This window comes from Acinetobacter sp. 1294243 (genome assembly GCF_000588015.1).
Lineage (GTDB): Bacteria > Pseudomonadota > Gammaproteobacteria > Pseudomonadales > Moraxellaceae > Acinetobacter > Acinetobacter pittii.
This window is the reverse complement of sequence record NZ_JFXG01000001.1, coordinates 222,346-244,921: the sequence shown is the minus strand read 5'-3', so window position 1 is coordinate 244,921 and position 22,576 is coordinate 222,346. Positions and strand designations below refer to the sequence as shown.

Below are 22,576 nucleotides of genomic sequence, written 5' to 3'. Positions count from 1 at the left end.
CTGAACTGTTAAGTTTTAGTCATAATTAAAAGGAGTAATTTCATGAAAAAGATAATTTCATTAAGCTTAATTTTTTCATTAAGTGGATGTGTAAGCCCAACTACCCAAATGACTAATAATAAATTTAGCGATATACAGCCTTCTATACCTTTAGTGTCAGGGGTATGGACGATTTCAATCGGCCCAAGCATATCAACCATAAAACTTGACGCAGATGGTAATGGAATACTTTGCGACGATACTAGTGGACATGTAGTATTCAATAAAGTTAAGTATTTTAATAATATAATTTATCTTCAAAATGGTATGGTTTTAGAAGTTAAGTTTCTTAACAAAGATATACTCGAAGCTAGAACAATTTTAAGTGCCTCTAATTCGAATATGATTTATAAAGCTGATAACGACTTAAAGGCAGCTTCACTAAAATGTGTTAAAGAAATATAGATACCACTTTATAAATTTGCTGCCATAAGGCCAAATAATCAACGGACCTTTTTCATCGCCCAGTCTGATACATCCATTTTTATCTGCTATAAGCTTTCCATGTGCTGAAGCCATCATTGAAATATTACTTTTCATATTGCTTGTAATAAGTATCGGTTGAATAGAAACCTCTTCATGGTTAGTTATAGTAGGCTTTACCATGCAAGATGTTAGGCTAAAAGCAGTTAAAGAAGCTAAGAGTTGAATTTTCATATAGGGCTTTTTTTATTTACTTTTTAGTAAGAGGTTCTATAAATTGATTGATAATAACGCCTTTACTTAGATCACATGTAGTATCAGGTTTAATTATCCATTTGTAGTTGTTCAAATTAATGGGATAAGCTTCTCCGCTGCCGTAAGCAATCGTATCCCCATCTTTATATTCTTTTGAGTCAACAATTAAAAGATACTTATTGCTATCCCAATGAGCATCTTTAGTTGCAAAAATAGGAATCACTCGATCATTTGTATTCATTAAATAAACACAAGAGCCTTCAATCTTGATTTTTGCCTCACTATAGCTTGCATTATCAGCATTACCAGAGTAACCAATTTTTGGAACAATAACCTTATTTTGAGCCAGAGAAGTATCGGTACATCCATTAAGTAGGATGATCAATCCAGTTTGAAGAGTGAACAAAATATTTCTTTTATTCATAACTTATATACTAGTGAAAAGTCTAAATTATAAATTCTATCAGTAGACATGTAATAGTATTCATTACATTGTCTAACTCTAGTGACAGAAGTAGAAGTTATCTTTAATAAACAAGCGCCGTTTTCGAGTAAAGATGAGAATATTAAAAAACACGACTCTATATTTCTGTTCTAATCTTTTGATGATTAAGCTTCAAATTGCTTTATTCAAATAAAGATAAAAAATTATCTGCGCAATATTTCAAAAGAATAAGATGAATTATATTTATTAAATTAATTTAAAAAATATATTATTTAATTGTCTTTATTAAATAATGTAGAAATATTAATTTAATTTACTCAATAATTAATAAGTTTTATAAAATAATAATATTTTTTAATTAATTAAATTTTACCAATAAAACAACTTAAATATTTGTATTGCATATATATTTTAAAATTTAAATAAATTACATTGTTTTTAAATATTTTAGTGATATTTTATTTTTAAGCTCATTTACCTATTACCACGCATAGATACTGTGATTTTTATCATTTTAGGTTTGGGATAACCTAAATATCTTTTGGTAATTTTATTGAACCTAATATCTATTCTTTAGGGAGAAAGAATATATGTGGGAATTATTTGTAATTCTACTTTCGCTTGGGCTGTTGATGTATACAGCTTACAAGGGCTTTTCAGTCATTCTCATGGCACCAATTTGTGCCTTACTCGCTGTTTTACTCATTAACCCAGCCAATGTCTTACCGTTTTATTCGGGTGTATTTATGCCCAAAATGGTGAACTTTATTAAAGATTACTTTCTTGTATTTTTACTCGGGGCAATTTTCGGTAAAGTCGTTGAAATGTCAGGAATTGCTGAGTCTATTGCACGAACTATTGTGAGATGGATTGGAGCAAAAAAAGCAATTTTAACCGTTGTATTGTTAGGTGCAATTTTAACCTATAGCGGTGTAAGTTTATTTGTTGCTGTATTTGCCATTTATCCTTTTGCAAACCAGCTATTTAGACAAGCCAATATTCCAAAACGTTTAATTCCGGGGACCATCGCGCTTGGTGCATTTACATTTACCATGGATGCATTACCGGGTACGCCACAAATCCAGAACGTAATTCCAACTACATTCTTTGGCACCAATATTTATGCTGCACCATTTCTAGGAATTATCGGTGCTATTTTTGTTCTATGCATGGGTTTGGCTTACTTAGAATGGCGTCGCCGTGCAGCTGCAAAAGCTGGTGAGGGGTACTCTGGTTTTGGCACAGACAATACACGGCCTCAAGAAATTGAAGCTGATATGAACTTGCACAGTAATGGAAGTACGGCTCGTCAGTTTTTAGCATTTGTACCTCTTATTCTTGTTGCCGTAATGAACAAATATTTATCTAAAGCAATTAAAGAGTGGTATCCAAATGGTTTTGATTTTGCCGCAGTTGGATTAGCTGATTACACCGTAGATGTTGCAAAAACTGGTGCGATCTGGGCAGTGGGTCTTGCGCTGATTGTCGGGATTATTTCTGCAATTTTGTTTGATTATCAGCGTGTAGTGATGAACTTCAAAGAGGGCATTAATGCCAGTATTGGCGGCTCACTTTTAGCAGTGATGAATACGGCTTCTGAGTATGGTTTCGGTGCAATTATTGCGTCATTACCGGGCTTTGCTCTGATTAGCCATGCAATGAGCAGTACTTTTACAAATCCACTAGTAAATGGGGCTGTGACGACAACCGTTTTAGCAGGTATTACCGGTTCAGCTTCAGGTGGTATGAGTATCGCTTTAAGTGCGATGGCTGAACAATATAACGCCGCGATTTTAGCTGCGGGTATTCCACCAGAAGTCATGCACCGTGTGGTTGCAATGGCATCGGGTGGTATGGATACACTTCCGCATAATGGTGCTGTTATTACTTTACTCGCTGTTACTGGATTAACCCATAAACAATCGTATAAAGATATTTTTGCAGTTACGGTAATTAAAACATTAGCGGTATTTGTGGTGATTACGGTCTTTACCATAACAGGTATTGTTTAAGTCAGTGCGTTATAAGTATTAAGGAGTAAATAAATGACAAAACTTTTAGACGGTAAGGTCGCTTTTATTACAGGTTCTGCAAGTGGTATAGGTCTAGAAATTGCTAAGAAATTTGCTCAAGAAGGTGCCAAAGTTGTCATTTCTGATATGAATGCAGAAAAGTGTCAAGAAACGGCGCACTCACTTAAAGAGCAAGGTTTTGACGCATTATCTGCACCATGCGATGTGACCGATGAAGACGCTTATAAACAAGCCATTGAGCTTACTCAAAAGACCTTTGGTACGGTTGATATCTTAATTAATAATGCTGGTTTCCAACATGTTGCACCTATTGAAGAATTTCCAACGGCTGTTTTTCAAAAGTTAGTTCAAGTCATGTTAACTGGGGCGTTTATTGGTATTAAACATGTTTTTCCAATTATGAAAGCTCAAAAATATGGTCGTATTATTAATATGGCCTCAATTAATGGCTTGATTGGTTTCGCTGGAAAGGCAGGGTATAACAGTGCTAAACACGGCGTAATTGGCCTAACAAAAGTTGCGGCATTAGAATGTGCACGCGATGGTGTTACGGTAAATGCTCTATGCCCGGGTTATGTAGATACACCGTTGGTTCGTGGGCAAATTGCAGATTTGGCTAAAACCCGTAATGTAAGTTTAGACAGCGCACTTGAAGATGTGATTTTGGCAATGGTTCCTCAAAAGCGTTTGCTCTCTGTTGAAGAAATTGCTGACTATGCGATTTTCCTTGCGAGTAGCAAAGCAGGTGGGGTAACAGGCCAAGCTGTTGTTATGGATGGTGGTTACACCGCTCAATAATTTAAGTATTTTATAAAAGCCGCTTATTTAAAATAGGCGGTTTTTTTATTCGTTAAAAATTTATGATAGTCTGCTGTTCAAAATAATGATTTATCTCTACTCTATTTGCTTATAAAAAATCTAATAAAATAAGTTTATTAAAGTATGAAATTATACTTTAAAGGTATTTAACTTATTTCCATTTTTAAAATCTAATAGAGTATGAGAAAGTAATCTTTACTCTCTTTCTTGATTCGGTATTTTCAGGAAAATTTGTCAATTAAAGGATATTAATTGGCATACAAGTTGCTTTTTAAGCAATAAGTTATTTAGCTAGGTGAAAAGGATATGATATCACTCAGCCAACAGACGGAACTCAATCATTATTCACGCAAGGCTGAATTTGCGCAGAGTTTGATGTCCACGATTTGTGGTGAACACCGTCTAGACACAATTTACAAAGACACTCTCGATTTTCACTATGACGGAATGCGTTTGCCTAATAAAAAAATGGCAATCGGTACAATCAGTTATGGTGCAAACGTTGCGATTAACATCTCAAATTTAAAAGCGTATAGCATTAGTTTGCCAATACAAGGTCGACAAGCTCTCAACATTCGTGGCGCTCATTATCAATCTGATGAAAACAGGGGCCTTATTGTTTCAAATAATGATCAGCAAGATTTGATTATCGATAAAGATTGCAGAAAATTTCAGGTGGTTATTCCTGAGCGAAGTATGCAGATTGTCCTTGCGGATCTACTCAACAAACCCATAGAAGCCCCCATTATTTTTAACCCTGAAATGCATCTGGACTCGGAGCAACTGATTGGTGCATGGTGGAAGAACATTCAAAATTTTGTACAGTTAAAATCACAATATAGCAATTTTTATGGTTTGCAGATGTTGTCTGAAGACTATGAAAATTTTGTAATTAAAGCGTTATTGTTATCTCAAGAAAACAACTACTCTGAAGCTTTAAAGTCACTCTCACATCAGGATGAGCCAGCTTATATTCGTAAGGTTCGTAATTTTATTATTGAACATGCGCATGAAGAAATCTGTGCAGAAGACTTGCAGCGTCTGGCTGGGGTTTCAAAATCAAAATTGTATGATGAATTTCAACAATACTATGGCACCAGCCCAATGTCGTATTTAAAAAAATATCGTCTCCAACAAATTTATAAGATTTTGAGCACTACCGGAGCAGATAGAAAGGTTTCTATTTCAAAGCTTGCCTATGACTGGGGCTTTAACCATTTAAGTCGTTTTTCTCAAGAGTATCGTGAAGAATTTGGCGAAAATCCAAGTGAGACTAAAGGGAAAATTTTCTAATATTTAATTTTTCGCAATAAAAAACTGATTTAGGCAACTAAATCAGTTTTTTATTTATAGCCTAATATTTATAAACTTTCTTCGAGCTTTAACACTTGTTTGTTTTTAGATTTCTCATAAATCACTTTGAGACTAAGTGCAATAAATGAGATGAAGGTTGGTAGTGCAAGAATAAAGAAAATACCGCTTAAGCTTAGGTTGAAAGTGAAAATGAGCGAGCCAAAGAAAGCGCCTAAAATTGCACCGATACGACCAATACCATGCATCCATGAAACGCCAACTGCACGGCACACTGCTGGATAGAACATAGCTGCAAGTGGCAGTAATGAAGACTGTGCACCAGCCAGTAATGCACCAATTAAGAAGATAGTAAGGCCTAATAAGAAAATATTTGAGCTCACTAGACCTGCAACAATGAATAGTCCAAAAGCGATGAGATATGAATATTTAATGACTGTAGTTGGGTTCAGTTTATCCATGTACCATCCCATAATGGTTGCACCAATCACACCACCAAAAGGGAAAATCGCGGCAATTAAACTAAACTGTTGAGTACTAAAACCTGCTGTTTTTAAAATCGTTGGCATCCAGCTTGTTAAAAGATAGAACACCAAAAGACTCGTAAAGCAGCAGAGCCAAAGCATACTTGAACCCCACAGATATTTTCCTAAAACCACTTTAACTGGATTTTCATCTGATACAGTTTCTGCTTGAGTTAAAACAAGTTTTACTGGCTCTTGGAAGGAATGTCCTTGAATATTTTCTAATATACGCTGAGCTTTGTCTTGTTGATGACGTGTAATTAAGTATTGCGTTGATTCAGGTAATTTAAGCAATAAAGCAACCACTAAAATGAGGGGAATGCTTCCGCCAATAATAATCACTTTGGCCCAGCCATAGCTTTCTAATAGATAAGCTGACAACACACCGCCACAAGAAATACCGAGCATGAAACCACAACCAGCAAGACCTGTAAGGAATGCTTTACGTTTTACAGGCATATATTCAGAGACAATAGTACTGATGTTTGGCATGGCTGCGCCTAAACCAACACCTGTAATAAAGCGATAAATCATTAAATCTTGGGTTGAGTCGGCAAAGCCGCACAAAATCGTAAATATTGAAAATAAAAGGCTTGTAAAAATAATGACACCTTTACGTCCAAACTTATCGGACAAAGGCCCAGAAATGATTGCACCGATCGACATGCCCACTAAAGCAGCACTTAAAACTGGAGCAAGCTGAGGCTTGGTAATTCCCCAATCATCGAGCAATGCTGGAGCAATAAAACCGATAATCCCTGTATCTAGACCATCACAGAAGAAGACAAAAAAGCCTAGGATAAAAACCATCCATTGTAATGGAGACAGTTTTTCGCGATTGATAATCGTGTTTGCATCTATCGTTTTCATATGTATTCCTTATTCATTAAAATTTTTTGCTGTAATTGACGAAGAAACGGTTTTCAGAGAAATCGTTTCCATGCTTAACGTCGTAATTGATGAAGATGTACTGAAGAGCTAAACCTTTGAGAAAAGGCTGTTGAAGGGCATAATTGACAATAACGTTTGCTTCACTTTCTTTATTTTTTAAGCCATCTGCTGTTTTGAAGTGATCGCCATATACATATTTGAAAGTGGTATTTAGACCCGGCACATGATCTTTAAAGTCATAGCCATAGATAAAGTGATAAGACTTTTCATCTTGTTTGAAGAAACCAGTCGTGTTCCAGTTAATGAAATAAGTTTCAGGCAAGAAACCATCTGGTAACGGGTAAGCAGACTCACCAATAATTTGCTGATAACCCACACCAAAGCTGTGATTTTTTACTTTAACCGTTTCTAGTAACCCTACGTTTTGTGCGTCAATGTCAAATAGATTTCCATTATCTTTAGCATTGAAATATTTGAATTTTGAATTAACTGAAAAATTAGAATATTTCCATATATGGTCAACGCCGACATAATGTTTGTTATATAAATCCTCCATATTCCCAAAGTAATATTCACCCTTCAACGTAGGCGTAAATTGATAGCGAAGATCTATATAGTTAAGGCCGTCGGAGTAGCCAGTCACACCTTTTGAAGTAAAAGAAAATCGATGAAAATCTTCTTCATTTCGTGGTGATACTTTTTCAATACGGCCAATTTCAGCAAAAAGCTTATCGTTTATCTGGCTCTTAAGATTAGTTCCCCAATAAGACGTCAGGAGTTGTCGGCTTGCATCTACAGTGGTTACGGGTAAATCCAGCCATAGTTCACCAATGCTTAGTAGCGTTTTGTTATAGCCTAACTTTAAGGTCGCTGCATATTTTAGATAATCAGGTGCTTGGGACTGCGTGGTTTTATCAAAAGGCAATACCGTATCTGCAACATGTTTATCTTGGCTTAAACGAACCGCATATTGTGCTGAAGCATTTGCGCCAATTTGAATTGGGGTTCCACCAATTTCTAACGGCGTATCATGCATATTTGAGTTGTAAAATAGAGAAACTGATTGTGACCAGCTACCTGTGTCTTTTACATCTGGATTGTCATAGTTTCTGTCTATATATGCATTTTTTGATGTAAATTTCCATTCTTCATCCGCTGAATAAGCCTGAGTAGAAAATGCACTACAACATAAAATATTGATGAGCATTAACGTTTTTTGTTGTCCATAAATTGGCCATGGTCGATGCATAAATAAACGCCTTAATTTAGAAAATGACTGGGCTTTTTTATGTAATCAAATTAATTACATGACTTGATTGAACTATTTTTAGCCAATCGTCACTATCCAATAAGTCCTAATCTTAATCCATTTTTTCCAAATGAGATAAAAAGTATTAATTTAATTTTTTAATTTAAAATTATGAAATTTATTAGTTTTCCTATTTTTTGTGATTTATCCATTTTTATTGATTTTGATAATTGCGCAGAGATTGGATAGTGCTTGCAGCTTTTGGACAGCCTAAAAAAATATTCGGATAGAAGATAAAGCCATAACAATGTCAGGAGTTGACACTATGGCTGGGCAAACCGTTCAAATTAAAACAGCATCTGGAAAGCAGTTCAGTGCATATCTAGCGACACCAGAAACAGGAAAAGGACCTGGAGTGGTGCTTTGTCAGGAAATCTTTGGAGTGAATGCCGCCATGCGAGAAAAAGCGGATTTTCTTGCGGAAGAAGGCTATACCGTTTTAGTTCCTGATTTATTTTGGCGTGTAGCACCTAATATTGAACTGAGTTATACACCAGAAGATTTTCAAAAAGCTTTTGAACTTTATCAGCAATATGATGAAAACCTCGGTGTTGAAGATATTCAAGACAGCTTATCTTTTTTAAAGACTCGACCAGAATGTGACACTTCTACAGGCCTCGGCGTGGTGGGCTATTGTTTAGGTGGAAAGCTTGCTTATCTAGCAGGCTGCCGACTTTCTGACGTGGCATGTGCCGTAGGTTATTACGGTGTAGGCATCGAAAAAGCATTAGATGAGTTAGCTAACGTAAAAGGACGTTTGGTTTTACATATTGCAGAACTAGACCAATTTACACCGCCAGATGCGAGACAAGCGATTGTCGATGCAGCTAACCAATATTCAAATGTACAAGCCTATGTTTACGAAGGTGTTGATCATGCTTTTGCACGACCAAAAAGCAATCATTACCACAAACCTTCAGCACGCTTTGCTCACGAGCGTACAGTAACCGCTCTACATGAAACCATTGGGCCGAAATATGACTTAGTTGCCTTATGGGAAGAGCATATTCGGCATGAGTTCGATACGCGTGACGTACCAGCTACCATGGCAACGATGGTTGCTGAACCTTATGTCAACCATATTCCAACCTTAACTGGCGGTGTAGGCCAAAGCCAGCTTGCCCGTTTTTATCAATATCACTTTGTGCATCAAAACCCGAAAGATATGAAGATCACTTCGATCTCTCGTACGGTTGGCTCAACGCAAGTGGTTGACGAATTCATTATGAGCTTTACCCACGACGCTGAAATTGACTGGTTATTACCAGGTGTAAAACCGACTGGTAAATATGTCGAAATTCCAATGTTAGGTGTGATCCAGTTTAGAGGGTCAAAGTTGTGCCATGAGCATATTTACTGGGACCAAGCGTCTGTACTTGTTCAAATTGGTTTATTAGACCCAACAGGCTTACCAGTTGCAGGTGTCGAGACAGCTCGAAAACTTCTTGATGAAGATCTTCCTTCCAATACGTTGATGTCAACTTGGTCAAGTAGTGAAGGCAAGCCAGTCAATTAAGGAGTATCTGCAATGAATATAGATTTAAAAGGAAAAGTCGCTGTGGTAAGTGGCGGTGCAACCCTGATTGGTAAAGCTGTCGTACAAGCGTTGGTAAATGCAGGTGCTCATGTTGCTATTTTAGATATTGATGCTAAAGGCAAGGCGATTGCAGAAAGCTTTAACCATGATGTGATGTTTATTCAAACCGATTTAACCAGCGATGCGGCTATTCAACAAGCTGTGGCAGATATTCATCAACATTTAGGTGAAGTAAGTTACTTGGTGAATTTGGCATGTACCTATTTAGATGACGGTTTTAAATCTTCACGTCAGGACTGGTTACAAGCACTCGATATTAATTTGGTCTCAACAGTTGAGCTGAGCCGTGCTTTATACCATGACCTAAAAAAGCAGCAAGGTTCAATCGTTAACTTTACTTCAATCTCGGCCAAAGTAGCACAAACAGGACGCTGGTTATACCCAGTTTCTAAAGCCGCAATACGTCAACTCACACAAAGCATGGCAATGGATTTTGCTACCGATGGTATCCGCGTCAATTCAGTTTCTCCGGGTTGGACATGGTCTCGTGTCATTGCAGAAGTCAGTGGTAATAACCGTGAAAAGGCCTATAGCGTGGCAGCCGATTATCACTTGCTAGGCCGATTGGGTCACCCCGAAGAAGTCGCCAATGTTGTTTTGTTTTTATTGTCACCCGCTGCGAGTTTTGTCACCGGAGCAGATTATGCGGTCGATGGCGGATATTCAGTGATGGGCCCTGAAGGATCACAGCCCGCTATTCCACGTTTAGCCGAATAGCACAGCGTTTTAAAAGCACATTTAGAAAATTATGGAGAAGATTATGCGCCGTATTGCAATTGTTGGAGCAGGACAGTCTGGTTTACAGCTTGGTTTGGGCTTATTAGATACAGGTTACGACGTGACCATGATCACCAACCGAACTGCCGATGAAATCCGTCAAGGTAAAGTCATGTCAAGCCAGTGTATGTTTCATACCGCTTTACAAACTGAACGTGACTTGGGACTAAATTTTTGGGAAGAACAATGTCCAGCGGTAGAAGGTATTGGGCTGGCTTTAGTCAATCCTGAAAATGGTGGTAAAGCATTTGAATGGAGTGCTCGTCTTGAGCGCTACGCTCAATCGGTCGATCAACGCGTCAAAATGCCATATTGGATGGAAGAGTTCGAACGCCGTGGCGGTCGATTGGTGATTCAGGATGTGGGAATAGAAGAGTTAGAACAACTCGCAAACGACTACGAGCTTGTATTACTCGCCGCTGGTAAAGGTGAAGTCGTTAAACAATTTGAGCGTGATGATGCACGTAGTGTTTTTGATAAACCACAGCGCGCTTTGGCATTGACCTATGTCAAGAACATGAAGCCAATTTCACCTTATTCACGAGTGACTTTTAACATTATTCCTGAAGTCGGTGAGTACTTTTCATTTCCAGCACTTACCGTGAATGGACCCTGCGACATCATGGTGTTTGAAGGAATTCCAAATGGACCAATGGACTGCTGGCAAGACGTCAAAACACCAGAACAGCATTTGCAGTGCAGTTTGGACTTACTCAAGAAATTTGTGCCTTGGGAATATGAACGCTGCACAAATGTTGAGTTGACTGATGCAGGCGGATATTTGGCAGGGCGCTTCCCGCCGACCGTACGCAAACCCGTTTTAACCTTACCCTCTGGCAAAAAGATTTTTGGCATGGCAGATGCCTTAGTGGTCAATGATCCAATTACTGGTCAAGGCTCAAACAATGCGGCTAAGTGTAGCAAGATCTATTTCGATGCCATTTTAGCCAATGATAATCAAAGCTTTAGCGAACAATGGATGGTTCAAACTTTTGAGCGTTATTGGGCTTATGCAGAAAAAGTCGTGGCTTGGACCAATAGCTTGTTATTACCACCTGAGCCTCATGTCGTTGAACTCCTAGCAGCTGCAAGTCAAAACCAGAGCATTGCTTCAATTATGGCCAATAACTTTGATGACCCACGCGCATTTGCTCCTTGGTGGTTTGATGCAGATCAAGCTCAAGCATTCTTGGCCTCAAAAACCACAGCAAAAGTGGCTTAAGGGCAAAACAGCAAAGGGAGAATTAAAAATGGACACAATTGAAACTTTAGCTTTACAAGCGATTAATGCTGAAAACCCAAGAGAAATTCGTAATTTGCTTGGTCAGTTTGCAACTGGCGTTACCGTGATTACCACTCGTGGTAAAGATGGCCGGAAAATAGGTATGACAGCCAATTCGTTTTCATCTCTGTCTTTAGATCCGCCATTAATTTTGTGGAGTCTATCAAAAACAGCGCCAAGTTTGTCTGATTTTGTAGAAGCTGAATATTTTGCCATCCACATGTTGGCGCAAGAGCATCATCAGCTTTCGGGGCATTTTGCTCGAGGTGCCGAAGACAAATTTGCAGGCATTGCCCATCAACAATGCAATGCTGGCGTTCCAATTTTATCCGATGCACTCGCAACCTTGGTTTGCCGCAATGTAAATCAATATGAAGGCGGAGATCACCTGATTTTTATTGGTCAAATTGAACAATACCAACAGCGCCAAGGTGAACCATTGGTATTCCACGCAGGAAAGTATCGGATTGCCGCTGAGCATCCAGAATTAGCAGGTTAATTCACCATAATCACGATCAATCCGGTCGTGATTTTTTATAGGAAATAAGAAGATGAAAAGCACTTTAATTAAACATGGATTTTTAGCAGGGACATTGTTGGGGTTGCCATTGGTTACACATGCCTATGATTTACCGACCGTAAATTTAGGCATGACCAGCTTTCTCGATGGCGGATTACCCGCAGGGCCTGGCTGGTATGCTCAAACTTACTTTCAAAATTACGATAGTAATAAACTGGTCGATGCCAATGGACAAAAATTAGGTTTACCTAAAACAGATTTAAATTATCAGGTACTGGTTGAACAGATTAGTTATTTATCGAATGTCCGAGTAAAAGATCAAGCCAGTCTAGGCATGAATTTTTTAATTCCTTTTGTCAGTAAAATGGACATGGATGATGGCTTGAATAATGCTGCTATTAAAGCCCAAAGCGGCTTTGGAGACATTATGATCGGACCTTTTATTCAGTTCGATCCAGTCATGGGCGCGCAAGGGCCGAAGTTTGTACATCGTTTTGAGTTTCAGGTGAATTTACCTACTGGCGAATACGATCGGCAAAAAGATATTAACCCCAGTAATAACGCTGTTTCATTTGACCCTTATTGGGCTGCCACATATTGGTTTAATCCTAAATGGACTGCATCCACACGTATCCATTATCTCTATAACTTTAAGAATAATGACCCAAGCTATGCTTTTGTTGGAGCAAATGATATGCAGGCAGGGCAAGCAATTCATGCAAACTTTGCAACGGACTATGCTATTACTGAACAGTTTCGCTTAGGACTGAATGGTTATTGGCTAAAACAAGTCACTGATACCGAAGTCGATGGTGAAAAAGTCAAAGGTCGACGTGAACAAGTTTGGGCAATTGGTCCTGGTGCGATGTACAGTTTTTCTAAAAATGATCACTTGGTTGCAAATGCATATTTTGAGCAAGATGCTGAAAACCGGCCAGAGGGAACACGACTACAAGTTCGTTATGTCCATCATTTTTAAATCATAAAAAAAGCCTTTTATATCAATCAATATAAAAGGCTTTCGTCTATTTTAAACTTAAGAAAAAATTGAAGTAATTAAGCCTGAACCTTCACTGTGACCAGAACGGCGAGTCGAAGAAGGTAACTCACCATAACGGCGTTTATATTCTTGAGAAAAACGACCTAAGTGAGTAAATCCCCATTTAAATGCAACGTCTGTGACCGATAGATTTTCATTATGCATCAGCTCTAAATGAGCTTGTTCAAAGCGTAATTCTTTTAAATAAGACATTGGGGTAGTACCCAAATAGTTTTTAAAACCAGTAAATAGGGTTCTTACGCTCACGCCTGCATGTTCAGCCAAAATTTCGACATTAAGCGGCTCATGTAAATGTTCTTTAATATAGGCTTCTGTACGCTTCACGAAATAAGGAGAGATTGTTTTTTCTTTATAATGATCAAACTTATGTAATGCGTTATTGGGTTGGCCATAAATGAGCGCATTAAATAAATTTGACTCAAACTGTTTAAAAGCTAAAGCATGATGGAGTGGATGTTGCTCACATGCTAAAGCATCCATTAATGTTCTAACGAGCTGTAAAAAGTAGGCTCCACTTTGTGTAGAAAAGTCCAATTTTGGATCAAAAACGAGTAAGTTGTTCTCTGAATCGGCAATGTGCTGACGGCAATGGTAAGTAAGATCATTCTTTGACACTTTTAGAACGAGCTGCGGTGAGTTCGCATGCCAGCGCATACGTAAAGATTGCTGAGGTGAAATAAGAGATGCAACTTGAGAATAAGAAATAAACTTTTGTGAACCAAACTCGATTTCTGCGTAGCCTTGAGTTGGAATTTGAATTAAGTAAAAGTTATCTAGATGATCTGGTTCAATAATGACATCTGCGCCATATTCCAAGCGACTAATAGACAATGCGCCTGTTTTAACATGGTGCATGGTTGCACTGAAATCTCGCTTCTGATGAGAGATTTTAAGATCATGCGGTTTAAAAATTTGACCTACATTTCGGCAGGTTTCGCTTAAATCGTGGTGATCAAACACCAAATTATGATCAGTAAAGATAGACTCATTTTGAAAATGACGTCCACTGAGTCCTGGGGAGTTGGCTTGGTTCATATTTATCCCTTTCGGCTCACTCCTGTATTTACTTGCGTTATAAAAACTTTAAAAATTCGATGCACAGCAAGTAAATACGGCACTTAAAAAATTAAGTTACTCGCAAATTACAATGAGATATAAGCAAAATACAGACCAATTTATCCGTTAATTAATGTGATTTTCTCAAATTTTTAAGTCGGATTTTATCCTTCTTAATACATTCGAGAAATAGAATAAGAAGATATAAAAGGTGCTATAAGTTAATCTCATCATGATCTTATTCCTTAAGATCTACCAAAATTTATAGCAAATCCGAGTGAGCTGGTCAATTTATTTTATCGGAATTAATTATTTTATATTATTGATATATAAAAACTTTTAATTTAAATGCAAAAATTCAATATACCCCTTGCAGAGTATATTGAATCATTTCAGGTCTAGTAGTTTTTAAGCTATTTATACTTTTAACGTGAGGTATTGCTTTGTAAAAACTTCTCGCTATAAATACGATAGTTTTGCAAAGCTTGCTCATCCAACCAATTTTTAACGGCTTCAATCATTGGTGGTGGGCCACATAAATACATATCAAAAGCCTGCTCAGCCAGTTGATCTTTATTTAAGTGCTCGTGAATATAGCCTGCTTTACCTTGCCAAGCTTCCGTTGCCTTAGTCACAATCGGGTGATAACTAAAGTTGGGTAGCTGTTCAGCATAAGCATGTAAACGTTGTTGTTCACATAAATCGGTTTCATTATTTACGCCGTAATACAACTGAACTGCAGGTGAGTTTGGTTGATCCCCCAAGTTATCTAGCTTCCCCAAAAAAGCTGATAATCCTGTTCCCCCTGCCACAAAAACCAGTGGTCGCTCTACTTCACGTAAGTAGAAACTACCAAGTGGCGCTTCAATAAGTAGGCTTTGTCCAACCTGACAACGATCACGCAAATAATTACTCATCACACCGTCTGGCAAAAGACGAATTAGAAATTGCAATTGATTGGTTGCATTTGGTCTATTTGCAAAAGAATAAGAACGCCAATCTTCAGTATCTGGAATTTGCAAACGAGCATATTGACCCGGTAAAAACTGAAGTTGTTCAGCATGACTGCTCGCATCAAGATGCAAAATTGCTGTCGTTTCAGAAACCAGCTCAACAGCAGTCACTTTGGTTTCAATTTTTAAGGTATCACCAGCGTTACAGATAGCAGAATCATGATCGAAATAAAAAGCTGCATCGGATTTTACACGCGTCTGGCAAGCTAACATTTTACGCTCAGCCAAATCACGTTCACTTAATGCATCTTCATCAACATATTCTTGTTCATAAATGCCGGTTTCACACTGTCCCTGACAGGTACCACAAACACCTTCACGGCAGTCTAGCGGGAGGTTAATTCCTTGACGAACTGCTGCATCAAGCAGCAATTCATCGTTATTTACCGAAATGAAAAAGGTTTTGCCATCGGCAAAGTTAAGTGCAACTGAATGTCCCATTTTCATTCCCCTTAAACGTGATAGAAGTCTAAAACGGAATCAATTTTGTCATTCAGCAAAATGCTGTGCTGGCGACGAATACGGAAACCATCTGCGGTTTGGCGTAAAAGATAAGTAGCGTGTCCGTAAAAACAGCCTTCTAAACCTTGACGGTTATAAAGCGTTTGCCATGCAACTTTTGCTTCAATTAATCCATCATCCAATGTTTTAACTCGGATGTTGTTTATGCTGTGTAACGTACGGGGTAACGGCGTTGCAGATGCTGCTTTACCTGTACGAATACGGAATACACGGTCTTCAAGACCTGTACGGTCCGCATAATAAATATAAGACAAGCCCTGATTTGGATCTTGAACATAGTTATGGTCATCAATCCACTGTGGAATATGATATTCACTATCTTCATCGTAAAGCTCTAGATAGGCATCCCAGTCATAAGCATCACAAAGTTCTGCTTTTTTGTACAAAAACTGAGATACAGCAAAATGTAGTTCTTGTGACATGGTTACACCTCATCCATTACGGCATTGTTTTCAAAAGTAATATCCTGCATTTTCAATGCTTTTTTATTTAAGCCATCGAGCATGAGACGTTGCCAATGTCCATGCTGGTTTACATAAAGTCCTTCATGGGTAAACTCACGGCCAGTAATGACGGGTTGAATGCCTAAATCTTGTGAATTTTTGGTCGCGCCATATTCCCAAGACTGACAGCCACGAGAAATATCGCTCCAACGTTCAAGACGTGCCTGAAAACCTTTTTGCTGTTCACGGAATTCAACTAAATCGTCTGGTGTACCAAGGCCTGATACGTTAAAGAAATCTTCAAACTGGCGAATACGGTTACGGCGTGCTTCAGCAGATTCACCTTTAACCCCAATACATTGACTAATGACTTCGGTTTTGTTCCATGCCACTGGACGAACAATACGAAGCTGTGAACTAATTTGGTCCATAAAGAATAGGCTAGGGTACAAGTTTAAGTTTCTTAAACGATGCATTGCCCACTCAGCATATTTGTCGCCATATTTTTCGACCATATACGGCATAACTGTACTGTAACCCGGACGAACTGTTGGGTTTGGCATATCACTAAATAAAACACTATGACCATTTTTAAAACTAAACCAGCCATCGTCAGTTTCTGAATCACCGGCACCTAACTTGCTGTAGTCAAGCGTGTCGAGTTCTTCACCTTTTGATGCATTGACTTGCTGACGATGTTGAACTGTAGAGACATAGTTATAGTGGACAGTACTTACATGGTAACCATCTAGGCCATTTTCATTTTGTAGCTTCCAGTTACCTGCAAAGGTATAAGATGACTTACCTTGAAGTACTTCTAGTTCACCTGTTGGTGACTGGTTAACCATTAAATCAAGGAACAGTTTTGCATCGCCCAAAAAGTCTTCTAGAGAATCTGTTGCTTGAGTATCAAGGCTTACAAATACAAATCCACGATAGCTGGCAATACGGCCTTGTTTTAAGCCTCGGCTTGATTTATCAAAATCTTCACAATATTCACCAGGTGCTTTGACTTTCACCAAACGGCCATCTGACTTGTAGCACCATGCGTGGAACGGACATGTAAATGTTGACTGATTGCCTTTAGCAACGCGTGTTAAGGTCGCACCGCGGTGTTCACAAGCATTAACCATGGCATGTAGTTCGCCTTTACCATCACGGCTCACAATAATCGGTTGGCGGCCAATTTGAACTGTTAAGAAATCATGATTATTTGGAATCTCACTTTCGTGACATGCATAAATCCAAACCTTTTCAAAAATAAGTTCCATTTCCAAGTCAAATAGTTCAGGCTCGGTAAACATATTACGTGCAATACGAAACACGCCATCGTTAGGACGGAAGTCGATACATCCATCTACAAAATCATTCCATTGTTTTAAATTAGATGAGGTCATTGCTCAATCCTCCAATCAATCAGCTTTTAACTGATTGAACCGCGATTAAGCCTGAGCCTCTATCCGTTTTTTCCAGATCTTTATCCACTTTGTGCAGTTTTGATTTTTTAAATGAACTCTTTTTAAGAAAGAGTAGAGATTTAAATTTGTATGTGTTTTAAGCTATTAAAGTTTCCTATAATGTTAAGCAGCATAAAAATGAAACTTTGTGAACTAAGTCTATGAAAGAACAAAACTTAAAATTACAAATTAGAATTCTTTTAGAGCAAAACATCGCATTTGGTCCGGGTAAGGCAGACTTACTTGAAGCAATTGAGAGAACGGGATCGATCTCACAAGCTGCAAAATCTATGAATATGAGCTACCGCCGTGCATGGCAGTTAGTCGACACCATGAATCAGTGCTTTGAAACAGCGTTAGTGGAAACACAAACAGGTGGAACACATGGTGGTGGGGCAGCCGTTACAGCTTTGGGCCAGAAAATCTTACAGCATTACCGCCAAATGGAAATCAATGCTCGACAAGCCTTAGAACATGATTATCAAATCATGAGTAGCTATTTAAAAGGTTAAGATAAAAGATTGTTTAGGCATGAAATCTTTTAATTTGGTATAGCTTTTGCTTAATTCAAATTACGTGCTGAAAAAGCACTGCTGCATTCCAGACATCTATAGTTAATGAATTATGCTTTTCATAATCTTCATGTAGCGCTATATTCTTGGGTATATATCGCTGCAAAAACGACAAAAAGGTAAAAATAATGGTAAGTGATACGAAGATAAAAAAGTTAGCTTTAGCCTATTCAGTCTTCAGCATAGGATTGGTCTTTAATGTTCCAGCCAAGGCTGAATCGGTTACCGTTTATGCAGCAGCGAGCTTAACCAATGCGATTAACGATTTAGAAAAAATTTATGAAAAACAAAATAAAGTAGAAGTTAAAACTTCGTATGCAGGTTCATCGACCTTAGCTAAACAAATTGAAGCTGGAGCACCAACTGATATTTTTATTTCAGCAGATACCCAGTGGATGGAATATCTGCAAAACAAAAAACGAGTTGCAGCAAATGACCGTATAAATTTATTAGGTAACCGTTTGGTGCTAATTACCCCAAAAGGGCAATCATTAAACATAAAATTAGATAAAGCCACAGATCCTAATAAAGTGTTTACAGGCAAGATTTGTACAGGAGATACCAAAAGTGTGCCTGTAGGCAAATATGCTAAACAAGCTTTTACTAACTTAGGTTGGTGGAGTCGTATTGAGCCAAAGTTAGTTGAAACAGAAGATGTTCGAGCTGCATTAAACTTTGTTGCGCGAGGTGAATGTCAGGTCGGTATTGTCTATGCAACCGATGCTACGATTAGTAAAGACGTGAAGGTAGCTGGCATATTTCCGGAAAATACCCATTCACCAATTATTTATCCTGTAGGGATGATTAAAAAGAACTCAAACTCAGCAAAGTTCTATCAATTTTTACAAAGCAACCAAGCCAAAGCTGTCTTTAAAAAATATGGCTTTAGCGTGTTGGCTCCAGTCAAGCCATGATGTTTTCTTTAACCCCAGAAGAGCTCAGTGTGCTGCAACTTTCTTGTAAGGTGGCAGCAAGTTGTCTTGTGGTCAGTATTATTCCTGCAATTTGTGTGGGATGGTTTTTGGCACGTAAAGAGTTTTGGGGGAAGTCATTCATTGAAACATTGGTGTTTTTACCTTTAGTACTACCGCCAGTAGTTCCTGGTTATTTGCTTTTACAAGTTTTTGGGAGCCGCGGCATTATTGGGCAATATTTGGCCCCACTCGGAATTGATTTTGCATTTAACTGGAAAGGCGCCGTTCTTGCTTCGGCAGTGATGGGTTTTCCACTGTTGGTGCAATCTATTCGATTAGCGATTGAACTGGTCGATCAGCGTTTAGAAATGGCAGCAAAGACATTAGGAGCTTCATCTTTAGGGGCATTTTTTCATGTCACTTTGCCTCTTGCCAGCAGTGGCATTTTAATTGGTGCTATTTTATGTTTTTGCCGCAGTTTAGGGGAGTTTGGGGCCACCATTACCTTTGTGGGTAATATTTCAAATGAAACACGGACTTTGCCTCTAGCCATGTATAGCTTAATGCAACAGCCCGATACAGAAGCAGCTATTCAAAGGCTTATTGTTTTATCGTTAAGTGTAGCTTTTCTGGCATTATGGTTTGCGCAGTGGTTTCATCGTTATCAAAAGAAGCGTTTAGGGCGGTAAAATTATGTTGATTGATTGCCGTTTTGAGCTACACATGGGCCAATTTCATATTGAGCCTAGTTTCCAGTCAGATGCTTCTGTTATTGGCTTATTTGGTGCCTCTGGGTCAGGTAAAACGTCCATTTTACATGCCATTGCAGGGCTGAACACTCCGCGTAGTGGGCTCATTAAAATACAGGATCAAACGTGGTTTGATTCAAATCAAAAAATTAATGTCAGCACGCAAAAGCGGCATGTTGGATTGGTTTTTCAAGATGCTCAGCTTTTTCCGCATAAAACAGTCAAGCAAAATTTATTGTTTAGTTTTAAGCATCTTTCCCAACAAGAACGTCACTTTGAAGCAGATTACATTATTGAGTTATTAAAGTTAGGGCATTTATTACAACGTATGCCTATCAAACTCTCGGGTGGGGAAAAGCAGCGCGTGGCACTAGGTCGAGCATTATTATATTCGCCTAAGCTGTTACTGCTTGATGAGCCATTATCAGCATTAGATGCGAACCATAAAGCTGAAATTATTCCTTTTTTTCAAAAGGTAAAAGAGGAACTAAAAATCCCGATGATTTATGTAAGTCATGATATTCAAGAGATTAAACAACTGACCGAAACTATGTGGATTTTATAATTTTTCATTTTTTATACGCATTTCCAAACTTACGAGAGTCGGAGTTATAGAGAACTCATTCTGAGCCTGCGGGAGATTGAACCCTAAAAAGTTACTAGGTTTGATAAACCATAAATCTGATTTTAGCCGAATAAATCAAAAGCCACCTTATTGAAAATGATTATTAATAATAAAATATTTCCAACCTTCTAATTTAATAAAATACATATAAAACAATATTTTATTTTATAATTCTAAGCTGTAACTCATTTGTATAAGATCATAAATTAATCTTTTATCTTAATTTGCTATTGATAAGAATGATAATTATTTGCAATTATGTTTATAGATTTCTTTATAATATAAATTGGAGTATCCACATGCGCTCTACCATCGTGGTCACAGGTGCTGCAAGAGGAATAGGAGCGGCTATTGCCAAGCAACTACTAGATCAGGGCTATCACGTTATTGGTATTGACCGACAAGAAAATCCTAAACAATGGGATATCAGCAAAACAATAACGCCAGATCAAACTTCACAATGGCAAGGCATCTCACAAGACATTACCCATCAACAAGAAACACAAACTTTAATTTCAGAGCTTTTAGAAAGATACGAAATTACGGGTTTAGTAAATGCAGCAGGAGTATTAATTATGCGCTCCATGCTTGAAGCCAAAACGGAAGATTGGGAAACACTTTTTGCGGTCAATGTCATGGCACCTATCGCGATCAGCCAACAAGTTGCTAAACATTTTTGTGCAAAAAGGCGGGGTAGCATTGTCACTATTAGTTCAAATAGTGCACGCATGCCGCGTATGCAACTTGGTATGTACGCCACCACTAAGGCTGCACTGAGCCATTTTTGTCGCAATCTGGCACTTGAAATCGCACCTTATCAAGTCAGGCTGAATATCGTTTCACCAGGATCTACTCTCACTCAAATGCAGCAACAACTCTGGACTGATAATGCACCTCCACCTGCAGTAATTGATGGTGATTTGAGTCAGTACCGAACAGGTATTCCCTTAAGAAAACTCGCGCAACCAGATGATATTGCCAATACCGTGAGCTTTTTACTTTCGGACCGAGCGGCCCAAATTACGATGCAAGAAATAGTGGTAGATGGGGGAGCGACACTTGGGGTCTAAAGATTACTTCAGCACAACAACCATCTGAAATTAAAAATATTTTGAAAGATAGAAAAGGAAAATACTAATGAGTATTCCAAAGATTGCAAGTTACAGTATGCCCCAAGCCCATGAATTTACTCCCAACAAAACAAATTGGCCATTGCATACCAATCGAGCTGTTTTATTGGTTCATGATATGCAGCAATATTTTTTAGATTTCTATGACTTAACTCAAGAACCTATTCCAGAACTCATTAAAAACACCAAAGCATTAATTGACGCCGCTCATCAATCTAATATTCCCGTTGTTTATACAGCACAACCGGGCAATCAATCACCTGAACATCGGCAGTTATTAACTGATTTTTGGGGACCTGGTTTAAAGAACGAGCCGAGCTTTACTCAGATTTTGCCAAAAATTTCACCTCAAAAAAATGATACGGTTCTTACCAAGTGGAGATATAGTGTTTTTAAATTTTCTCCGCTCGAACAGCTCATGCGGGAGTCTGGTCGCGATCAACTGATTATCTGCGGGGTATATGCACATATTGGTTGTCTTATGAGTGCTGCTGAAGCTTTTATGCTAAACATCCAACCATTCTTATGTGGTGATGCACTAGCTGACTTTAGCCGCGAAGAGCACGATATGGCATTAAAATATGCTAGTACACGATGCGCTCAAGTCATGACAACACAACAAGTGATTCATGCATGGATGCAAGAACAAGATGCACTATCCTTAGCATAATAGTGATTTAACTTATTCTACTTAAAATATAAAAAGCAGATCATCTATCTGCTTTTTATATGGGTGGAAATGAATACTTATAATAGAGAATGAAGGCAACTCATCATCATTTAATCATTAATATATAATGGTTATCATTA

At 38.2% G+C, this 22,576-nt stretch carries 23 protein-coding genes and 1 pseudogene; 16 read left to right on the top strand and 8 right to left on the bottom strand.

Translation table 11 applies throughout. The features are described 5' to 3' along the window. Positions 1-42: 42 nt before the first annotated feature. The gene (locus tag J655_RS25720; RefSeq protein WP_032052142.1) at positions 43-444 is read left to right on the top strand and encodes a J517_1871 family lipoprotein; all 402 of its coding nucleotides are present in this window, start codon (positions 43-45) and stop codon (positions 442-444) included. On the opposite strand, the gene J655_RS06065 is transcribed toward J655_RS25720, so the two are convergent. Beyond that, positions 421-696 (bottom strand): hypothetical protein, encoded by a 276-nt coding sequence (locus tag J655_RS06065; RefSeq protein ID WP_017386926.1) that lies wholly within the window; start codon positions 694-696, stop codon positions 421-423. The genes J655_RS25720 and J655_RS06065 overlap by 24 nt on opposite strands. A gap of 16 nt (positions 697-712) precedes the next feature. Further along, positions 713-1,141, bottom strand: a complete 429-nt coding sequence (locus J655_RS06060; protein WP_017481173.1) for a hypothetical protein — start codon at positions 1,139-1,141, stop codon at positions 713-715. A gap of 81 nt (positions 1,142-1,222) precedes the next feature. Here J655_RS06060 and J655_RS24295 point away from each other — a divergent pair. The 4 genes and pseudogenes from J655_RS24295 to J655_RS06045 all read left to right on the top strand — a co-directional run bounded on the left by J655_RS24295 (position 1,223) and on the right by J655_RS06045 (position 5,307). Beyond that, positions 1,223-1,355 (top strand): annotated as a pseudogene (locus J655_RS24295) (hypothetical protein). A gap of 397 nt (positions 1,356-1,752) precedes the next feature. Then, positions 1,753-3,174: a GntP family permease gene (locus J655_RS06055; protein ID WP_032052141.1), complete on the top strand. Its 1,422-nt coding sequence runs from the start codon at positions 1,753-1,755 to the stop codon at positions 3,172-3,174. 33 nt (positions 3,175-3,207) lie between these two features. Further along, positions 3,208-3,993, top strand: a complete 786-nt coding sequence (locus tag J655_RS06050) for a 3-hydroxybutyrate dehydrogenase (protein ID WP_032003616.1) — start codon at positions 3,208-3,210, stop codon at positions 3,991-3,993. 327 nt (positions 3,994-4,320) lie between these two features. Further along, complete coding sequence (locus J655_RS06045) at positions 4,321-5,307, top strand: AraC family transcriptional regulator (RefSeq protein ID WP_032052140.1); 987 nt, start codon at positions 4,321-4,323, stop codon at positions 5,305-5,307. Between the two features lie 68 nt (positions 5,308-5,375). On the opposite strand, the gene J655_RS06040 is transcribed toward J655_RS06045, so the two are convergent. Together J655_RS06040 and J655_RS06035 are read right to left on the bottom strand one after the other, a co-directional pair. Then, positions 5,376-6,719 (bottom strand): MFS transporter, encoded by a 1,344-nt coding sequence (locus tag J655_RS06040; RefSeq protein WP_032052139.1) that lies wholly within the window; start codon positions 6,717-6,719, stop codon positions 5,376-5,378. Positions 6,720-6,735: 16 nt separating this feature from the next. Beyond that, complete coding sequence (locus tag J655_RS06035; protein WP_372552438.1) at positions 6,736-7,947, bottom strand: OprD family outer membrane porin; 1,212 nt, start codon at positions 7,945-7,947, stop codon at positions 6,736-6,738. 367 nt (positions 7,948-8,314) lie between these two features. Here J655_RS06035 and J655_RS06030 point away from each other — a divergent pair, with 367 nt between their 5' ends. The 5 genes from J655_RS06030 to J655_RS06010 are packed head-to-tail and all read left to right on the top strand — an operon-like array spanning position 8,315 to position 13,204. Then, the gene (locus tag J655_RS06030; protein WP_032052136.1) at positions 8,315-9,565 is read left to right on the top strand and encodes a dienelactone hydrolase family protein; all 1,251 of its coding nucleotides are present in this window, start codon (positions 8,315-8,317) and stop codon (positions 9,563-9,565) included. 12 nt (positions 9,566-9,577) lie between these two features. Further along, entirely contained in the window at positions 9,578-10,363 is a 786-nt protein-coding gene (locus tag J655_RS06025; RefSeq protein WP_032052135.1) for an SDR family oxidoreductase, read from the top strand. 43 nt (positions 10,364-10,406) lie between these two features. Then, positions 10,407-11,645 (top strand): styrene monooxygenase/indole monooxygenase family protein, encoded by a 1,239-nt coding sequence (locus tag J655_RS06020; RefSeq protein WP_032006177.1) that lies wholly within the window; start codon positions 10,407-10,409, stop codon positions 11,643-11,645. A 28-nt stretch (positions 11,646-11,673) separates the two neighbouring features. Further along, positions 11,674-12,204, top strand: coding sequence for a flavin reductase family protein (locus J655_RS06015; RefSeq protein WP_032003622.1), 531 nt, complete (start codon positions 11,674-11,676; stop codon positions 12,202-12,204). 52 nt (positions 12,205-12,256) lie between these two features. Next, positions 12,257-13,204: a SphA family protein gene (locus tag J655_RS06010; RefSeq protein WP_032042609.1), complete on the top strand. Its 948-nt coding sequence runs from the start codon at positions 12,257-12,259 to the stop codon at positions 13,202-13,204. A 57-nt stretch (positions 13,205-13,261) separates the two neighbouring features. On the opposite strand, the gene J655_RS06005 is transcribed toward J655_RS06010, so the two are convergent. The 4 genes from J655_RS06005 to antA all read right to left on the bottom strand — a co-directional run bounded on the left by J655_RS06005 (position 13,262) and on the right by antA (position 17,716). Further along, positions 13,262-14,320 carry an AraC family transcriptional regulator gene (locus J655_RS06005; RefSeq protein ID WP_032006179.1) on the bottom strand — a complete coding sequence of 353 codons (1,059 nt, stop codon included), beginning with the start codon at positions 14,318-14,320 and terminating at the stop codon, positions 13,262-13,264. Positions 14,321-14,766: 446 nt separating this feature from the next. Next, positions 14,767-15,801, bottom strand: coding sequence for an anthranilate 1,2-dioxygenase electron transfer component AntC (gene antC, locus J655_RS06000; protein WP_081403773.1), 1,035 nt, complete (start codon positions 15,799-15,801; stop codon positions 14,767-14,769). Positions 15,802-15,806: 5 nt separating this feature from the next. Beyond that, positions 15,807-16,298: an anthranilate 1,2-dioxygenase small subunit gene (antB, locus tag J655_RS05995; RefSeq protein WP_000076809.1), complete on the bottom strand. Its 492-nt coding sequence runs from the start codon at positions 16,296-16,298 to the stop codon at positions 15,807-15,809. A 2-nt stretch (positions 16,299-16,300) separates the two neighbouring features. Further along, positions 16,301-17,716 carry an anthranilate 1,2-dioxygenase large subunit gene (gene antA / locus J655_RS05990; protein WP_019459119.1) on the bottom strand — a complete coding sequence of 472 codons (1,416 nt, stop codon included), beginning with the start codon at positions 17,714-17,716 and terminating at the stop codon, positions 16,301-16,303. 221 nt (positions 17,717-17,937) lie between these two features. Between antA and J655_RS05985 the strand changes: the two genes are divergently transcribed. The 6 genes from J655_RS05985 (at position 17,938) to J655_RS05960 (ending at position 22,436) form a co-directional block, all read left to right on the top strand. Then, positions 17,938-18,288 carry a winged helix-turn-helix domain-containing protein gene (locus J655_RS05985; RefSeq protein WP_032052133.1) on the top strand — a complete coding sequence of 117 codons (351 nt, stop codon included), beginning with the start codon at positions 17,938-17,940 and terminating at the stop codon, positions 18,286-18,288. A 188-nt stretch (positions 18,289-18,476) separates the two neighbouring features. Then, a complete protein-coding gene (modA, locus tag J655_RS05980) occupies positions 18,477-19,262 on the top strand; it encodes a molybdate ABC transporter substrate-binding protein (RefSeq protein ID WP_032006181.1) in 786 nt (261 codons plus the stop codon). Continuing rightward, entirely contained in the window at positions 19,259-19,951 is a 693-nt protein-coding gene (gene modB / locus J655_RS05975) for a molybdate ABC transporter permease subunit (RefSeq protein ID WP_000971585.1), read from the top strand. The genes modA and modB overlap by 4 nt, the downstream gene beginning before the upstream one ends. 4 nt (positions 19,952-19,955) lie before the next feature. Further along, complete coding sequence (locus J655_RS05970; protein ID WP_032006182.1) at positions 19,956-20,576, top strand: ATP-binding cassette domain-containing protein; 621 nt, start codon at positions 19,956-19,958, stop codon at positions 20,574-20,576. A gap of 359 nt (positions 20,577-20,935) precedes the next feature. Then, positions 20,936-21,706: an SDR family oxidoreductase gene (locus tag J655_RS05965; RefSeq protein WP_001257961.1), complete on the top strand. Its 771-nt coding sequence runs from the start codon at positions 20,936-20,938 to the stop codon at positions 21,704-21,706. A 67-nt stretch (positions 21,707-21,773) separates the two neighbouring features. Beyond that, positions 21,774-22,436 (top strand): isochorismatase family protein, encoded by a 663-nt coding sequence (locus J655_RS05960; RefSeq protein ID WP_032006183.1) that lies wholly within the window; start codon positions 21,774-21,776, stop codon positions 22,434-22,436. The last annotated feature ends 140 nt before the right edge of the window (positions 22,437-22,576 follow it).

Excerpts from the sequence above, each read along its gene's own strand:
- J655_RS25720 (WP_032052142.1), top strand. The coding sequence starts at position 43 with ATGAAAAAGATAATTTCATTAAGCTTAATTTTTTCATTAAGTGGATGT.
- J655_RS06065 (WP_017386926.1), bottom strand. The coding sequence starts at position 696 with ATGAAAATTCAACTCTTAGCTTCTTTAACTGCTTTTAGCCTAACATCT.
- J655_RS06060 (WP_017481173.1), bottom strand. The coding sequence starts at position 1,141 with ATGAATAAAAGAAATATTTTGTTCACTCTTCAAACTGGATTGATCATC.
- J655_RS06055 (WP_032052141.1), top strand. The coding sequence starts at position 1,753 with ATGTGGGAATTATTTGTAATTCTACTTTCGCTTGGGCTGTTGATGTAT.
- J655_RS06050 (WP_032003616.1), top strand. The coding sequence starts at position 3,208 with ATGACAAAACTTTTAGACGGTAAGGTCGCTTTTATTACAGGTTCTGCA.
- J655_RS06045 (WP_032052140.1), top strand. The coding sequence starts at position 4,321 with ATGATATCACTCAGCCAACAGACGGAACTCAATCATTATTCACGCAAG.
- J655_RS06040 (WP_032052139.1), bottom strand. The coding sequence starts at position 6,719 with ATGAAAACGATAGATGCAAACACGATTATCAATCGCGAAAAACTGTCT.
- J655_RS06035 (WP_372552438.1), bottom strand. The coding sequence starts at position 7,947 with ATGCTCATCAATATTTTATGTTGTAGTGCATTTTCTACTCAGGCTTAT.
- J655_RS06030 (WP_032052136.1), top strand. The coding sequence starts at position 8,315 with ATGGCTGGGCAAACCGTTCAAATTAAAACAGCATCTGGAAAGCAGTTC.
- J655_RS06025 (WP_032052135.1), top strand. The coding sequence starts at position 9,578 with ATGAATATAGATTTAAAAGGAAAAGTCGCTGTGGTAAGTGGCGGTGCA.
- J655_RS06020 (WP_032006177.1), top strand. The coding sequence starts at position 10,407 with ATGCGCCGTATTGCAATTGTTGGAGCAGGACAGTCTGGTTTACAGCTT.
- J655_RS06015 (WP_032003622.1), top strand. The coding sequence starts at position 11,674 with ATGGACACAATTGAAACTTTAGCTTTACAAGCGATTAATGCTGAAAAC.
- J655_RS06010 (WP_032042609.1), top strand. The coding sequence starts at position 12,257 with ATGAAAAGCACTTTAATTAAACATGGATTTTTAGCAGGGACATTGTTG.
- J655_RS06005 (WP_032006179.1), bottom strand. The coding sequence starts at position 14,320 with ATGAACCAAGCCAACTCCCCAGGACTCAGTGGACGTCATTTTCAAAAT.
- antC (WP_081403773.1), bottom strand. The coding sequence starts at position 15,801 with ATGAAAATGGGACATTCAGTTGCACTTAACTTTGCCGATGGCAAAACC.
- antB (WP_000076809.1), bottom strand. The coding sequence starts at position 16,298 with ATGTCACAAGAACTACATTTTGCTGTATCTCAGTTTTTGTACAAAAAA.
- antA (WP_019459119.1), bottom strand. The coding sequence starts at position 17,716 with ATGACCTCATCTAATTTAAAACAATGGAATGATTTTGTAGATGGATGT.
- J655_RS05985 (WP_032052133.1), top strand. The coding sequence starts at position 17,938 with ATGAAAGAACAAAACTTAAAATTACAAATTAGAATTCTTTTAGAGCAA.
- modA (WP_032006181.1), top strand. The coding sequence starts at position 18,477 with ATGGTAAGTGATACGAAGATAAAAAAGTTAGCTTTAGCCTATTCAGTC.
- modB (WP_000971585.1), top strand. The coding sequence starts at position 19,259 with ATGATGTTTTCTTTAACCCCAGAAGAGCTCAGTGTGCTGCAACTTTCT.
- J655_RS05970 (WP_032006182.1), top strand. The coding sequence starts at position 19,956 with ATGTTGATTGATTGCCGTTTTGAGCTACACATGGGCCAATTTCATATT.
- J655_RS05965 (WP_001257961.1), top strand. The coding sequence starts at position 20,936 with ATGCGCTCTACCATCGTGGTCACAGGTGCTGCAAGAGGAATAGGAGCG.
- J655_RS05960 (WP_032006183.1), top strand. The coding sequence starts at position 21,774 with ATGAGTATTCCAAAGATTGCAAGTTACAGTATGCCCCAAGCCCATGAA.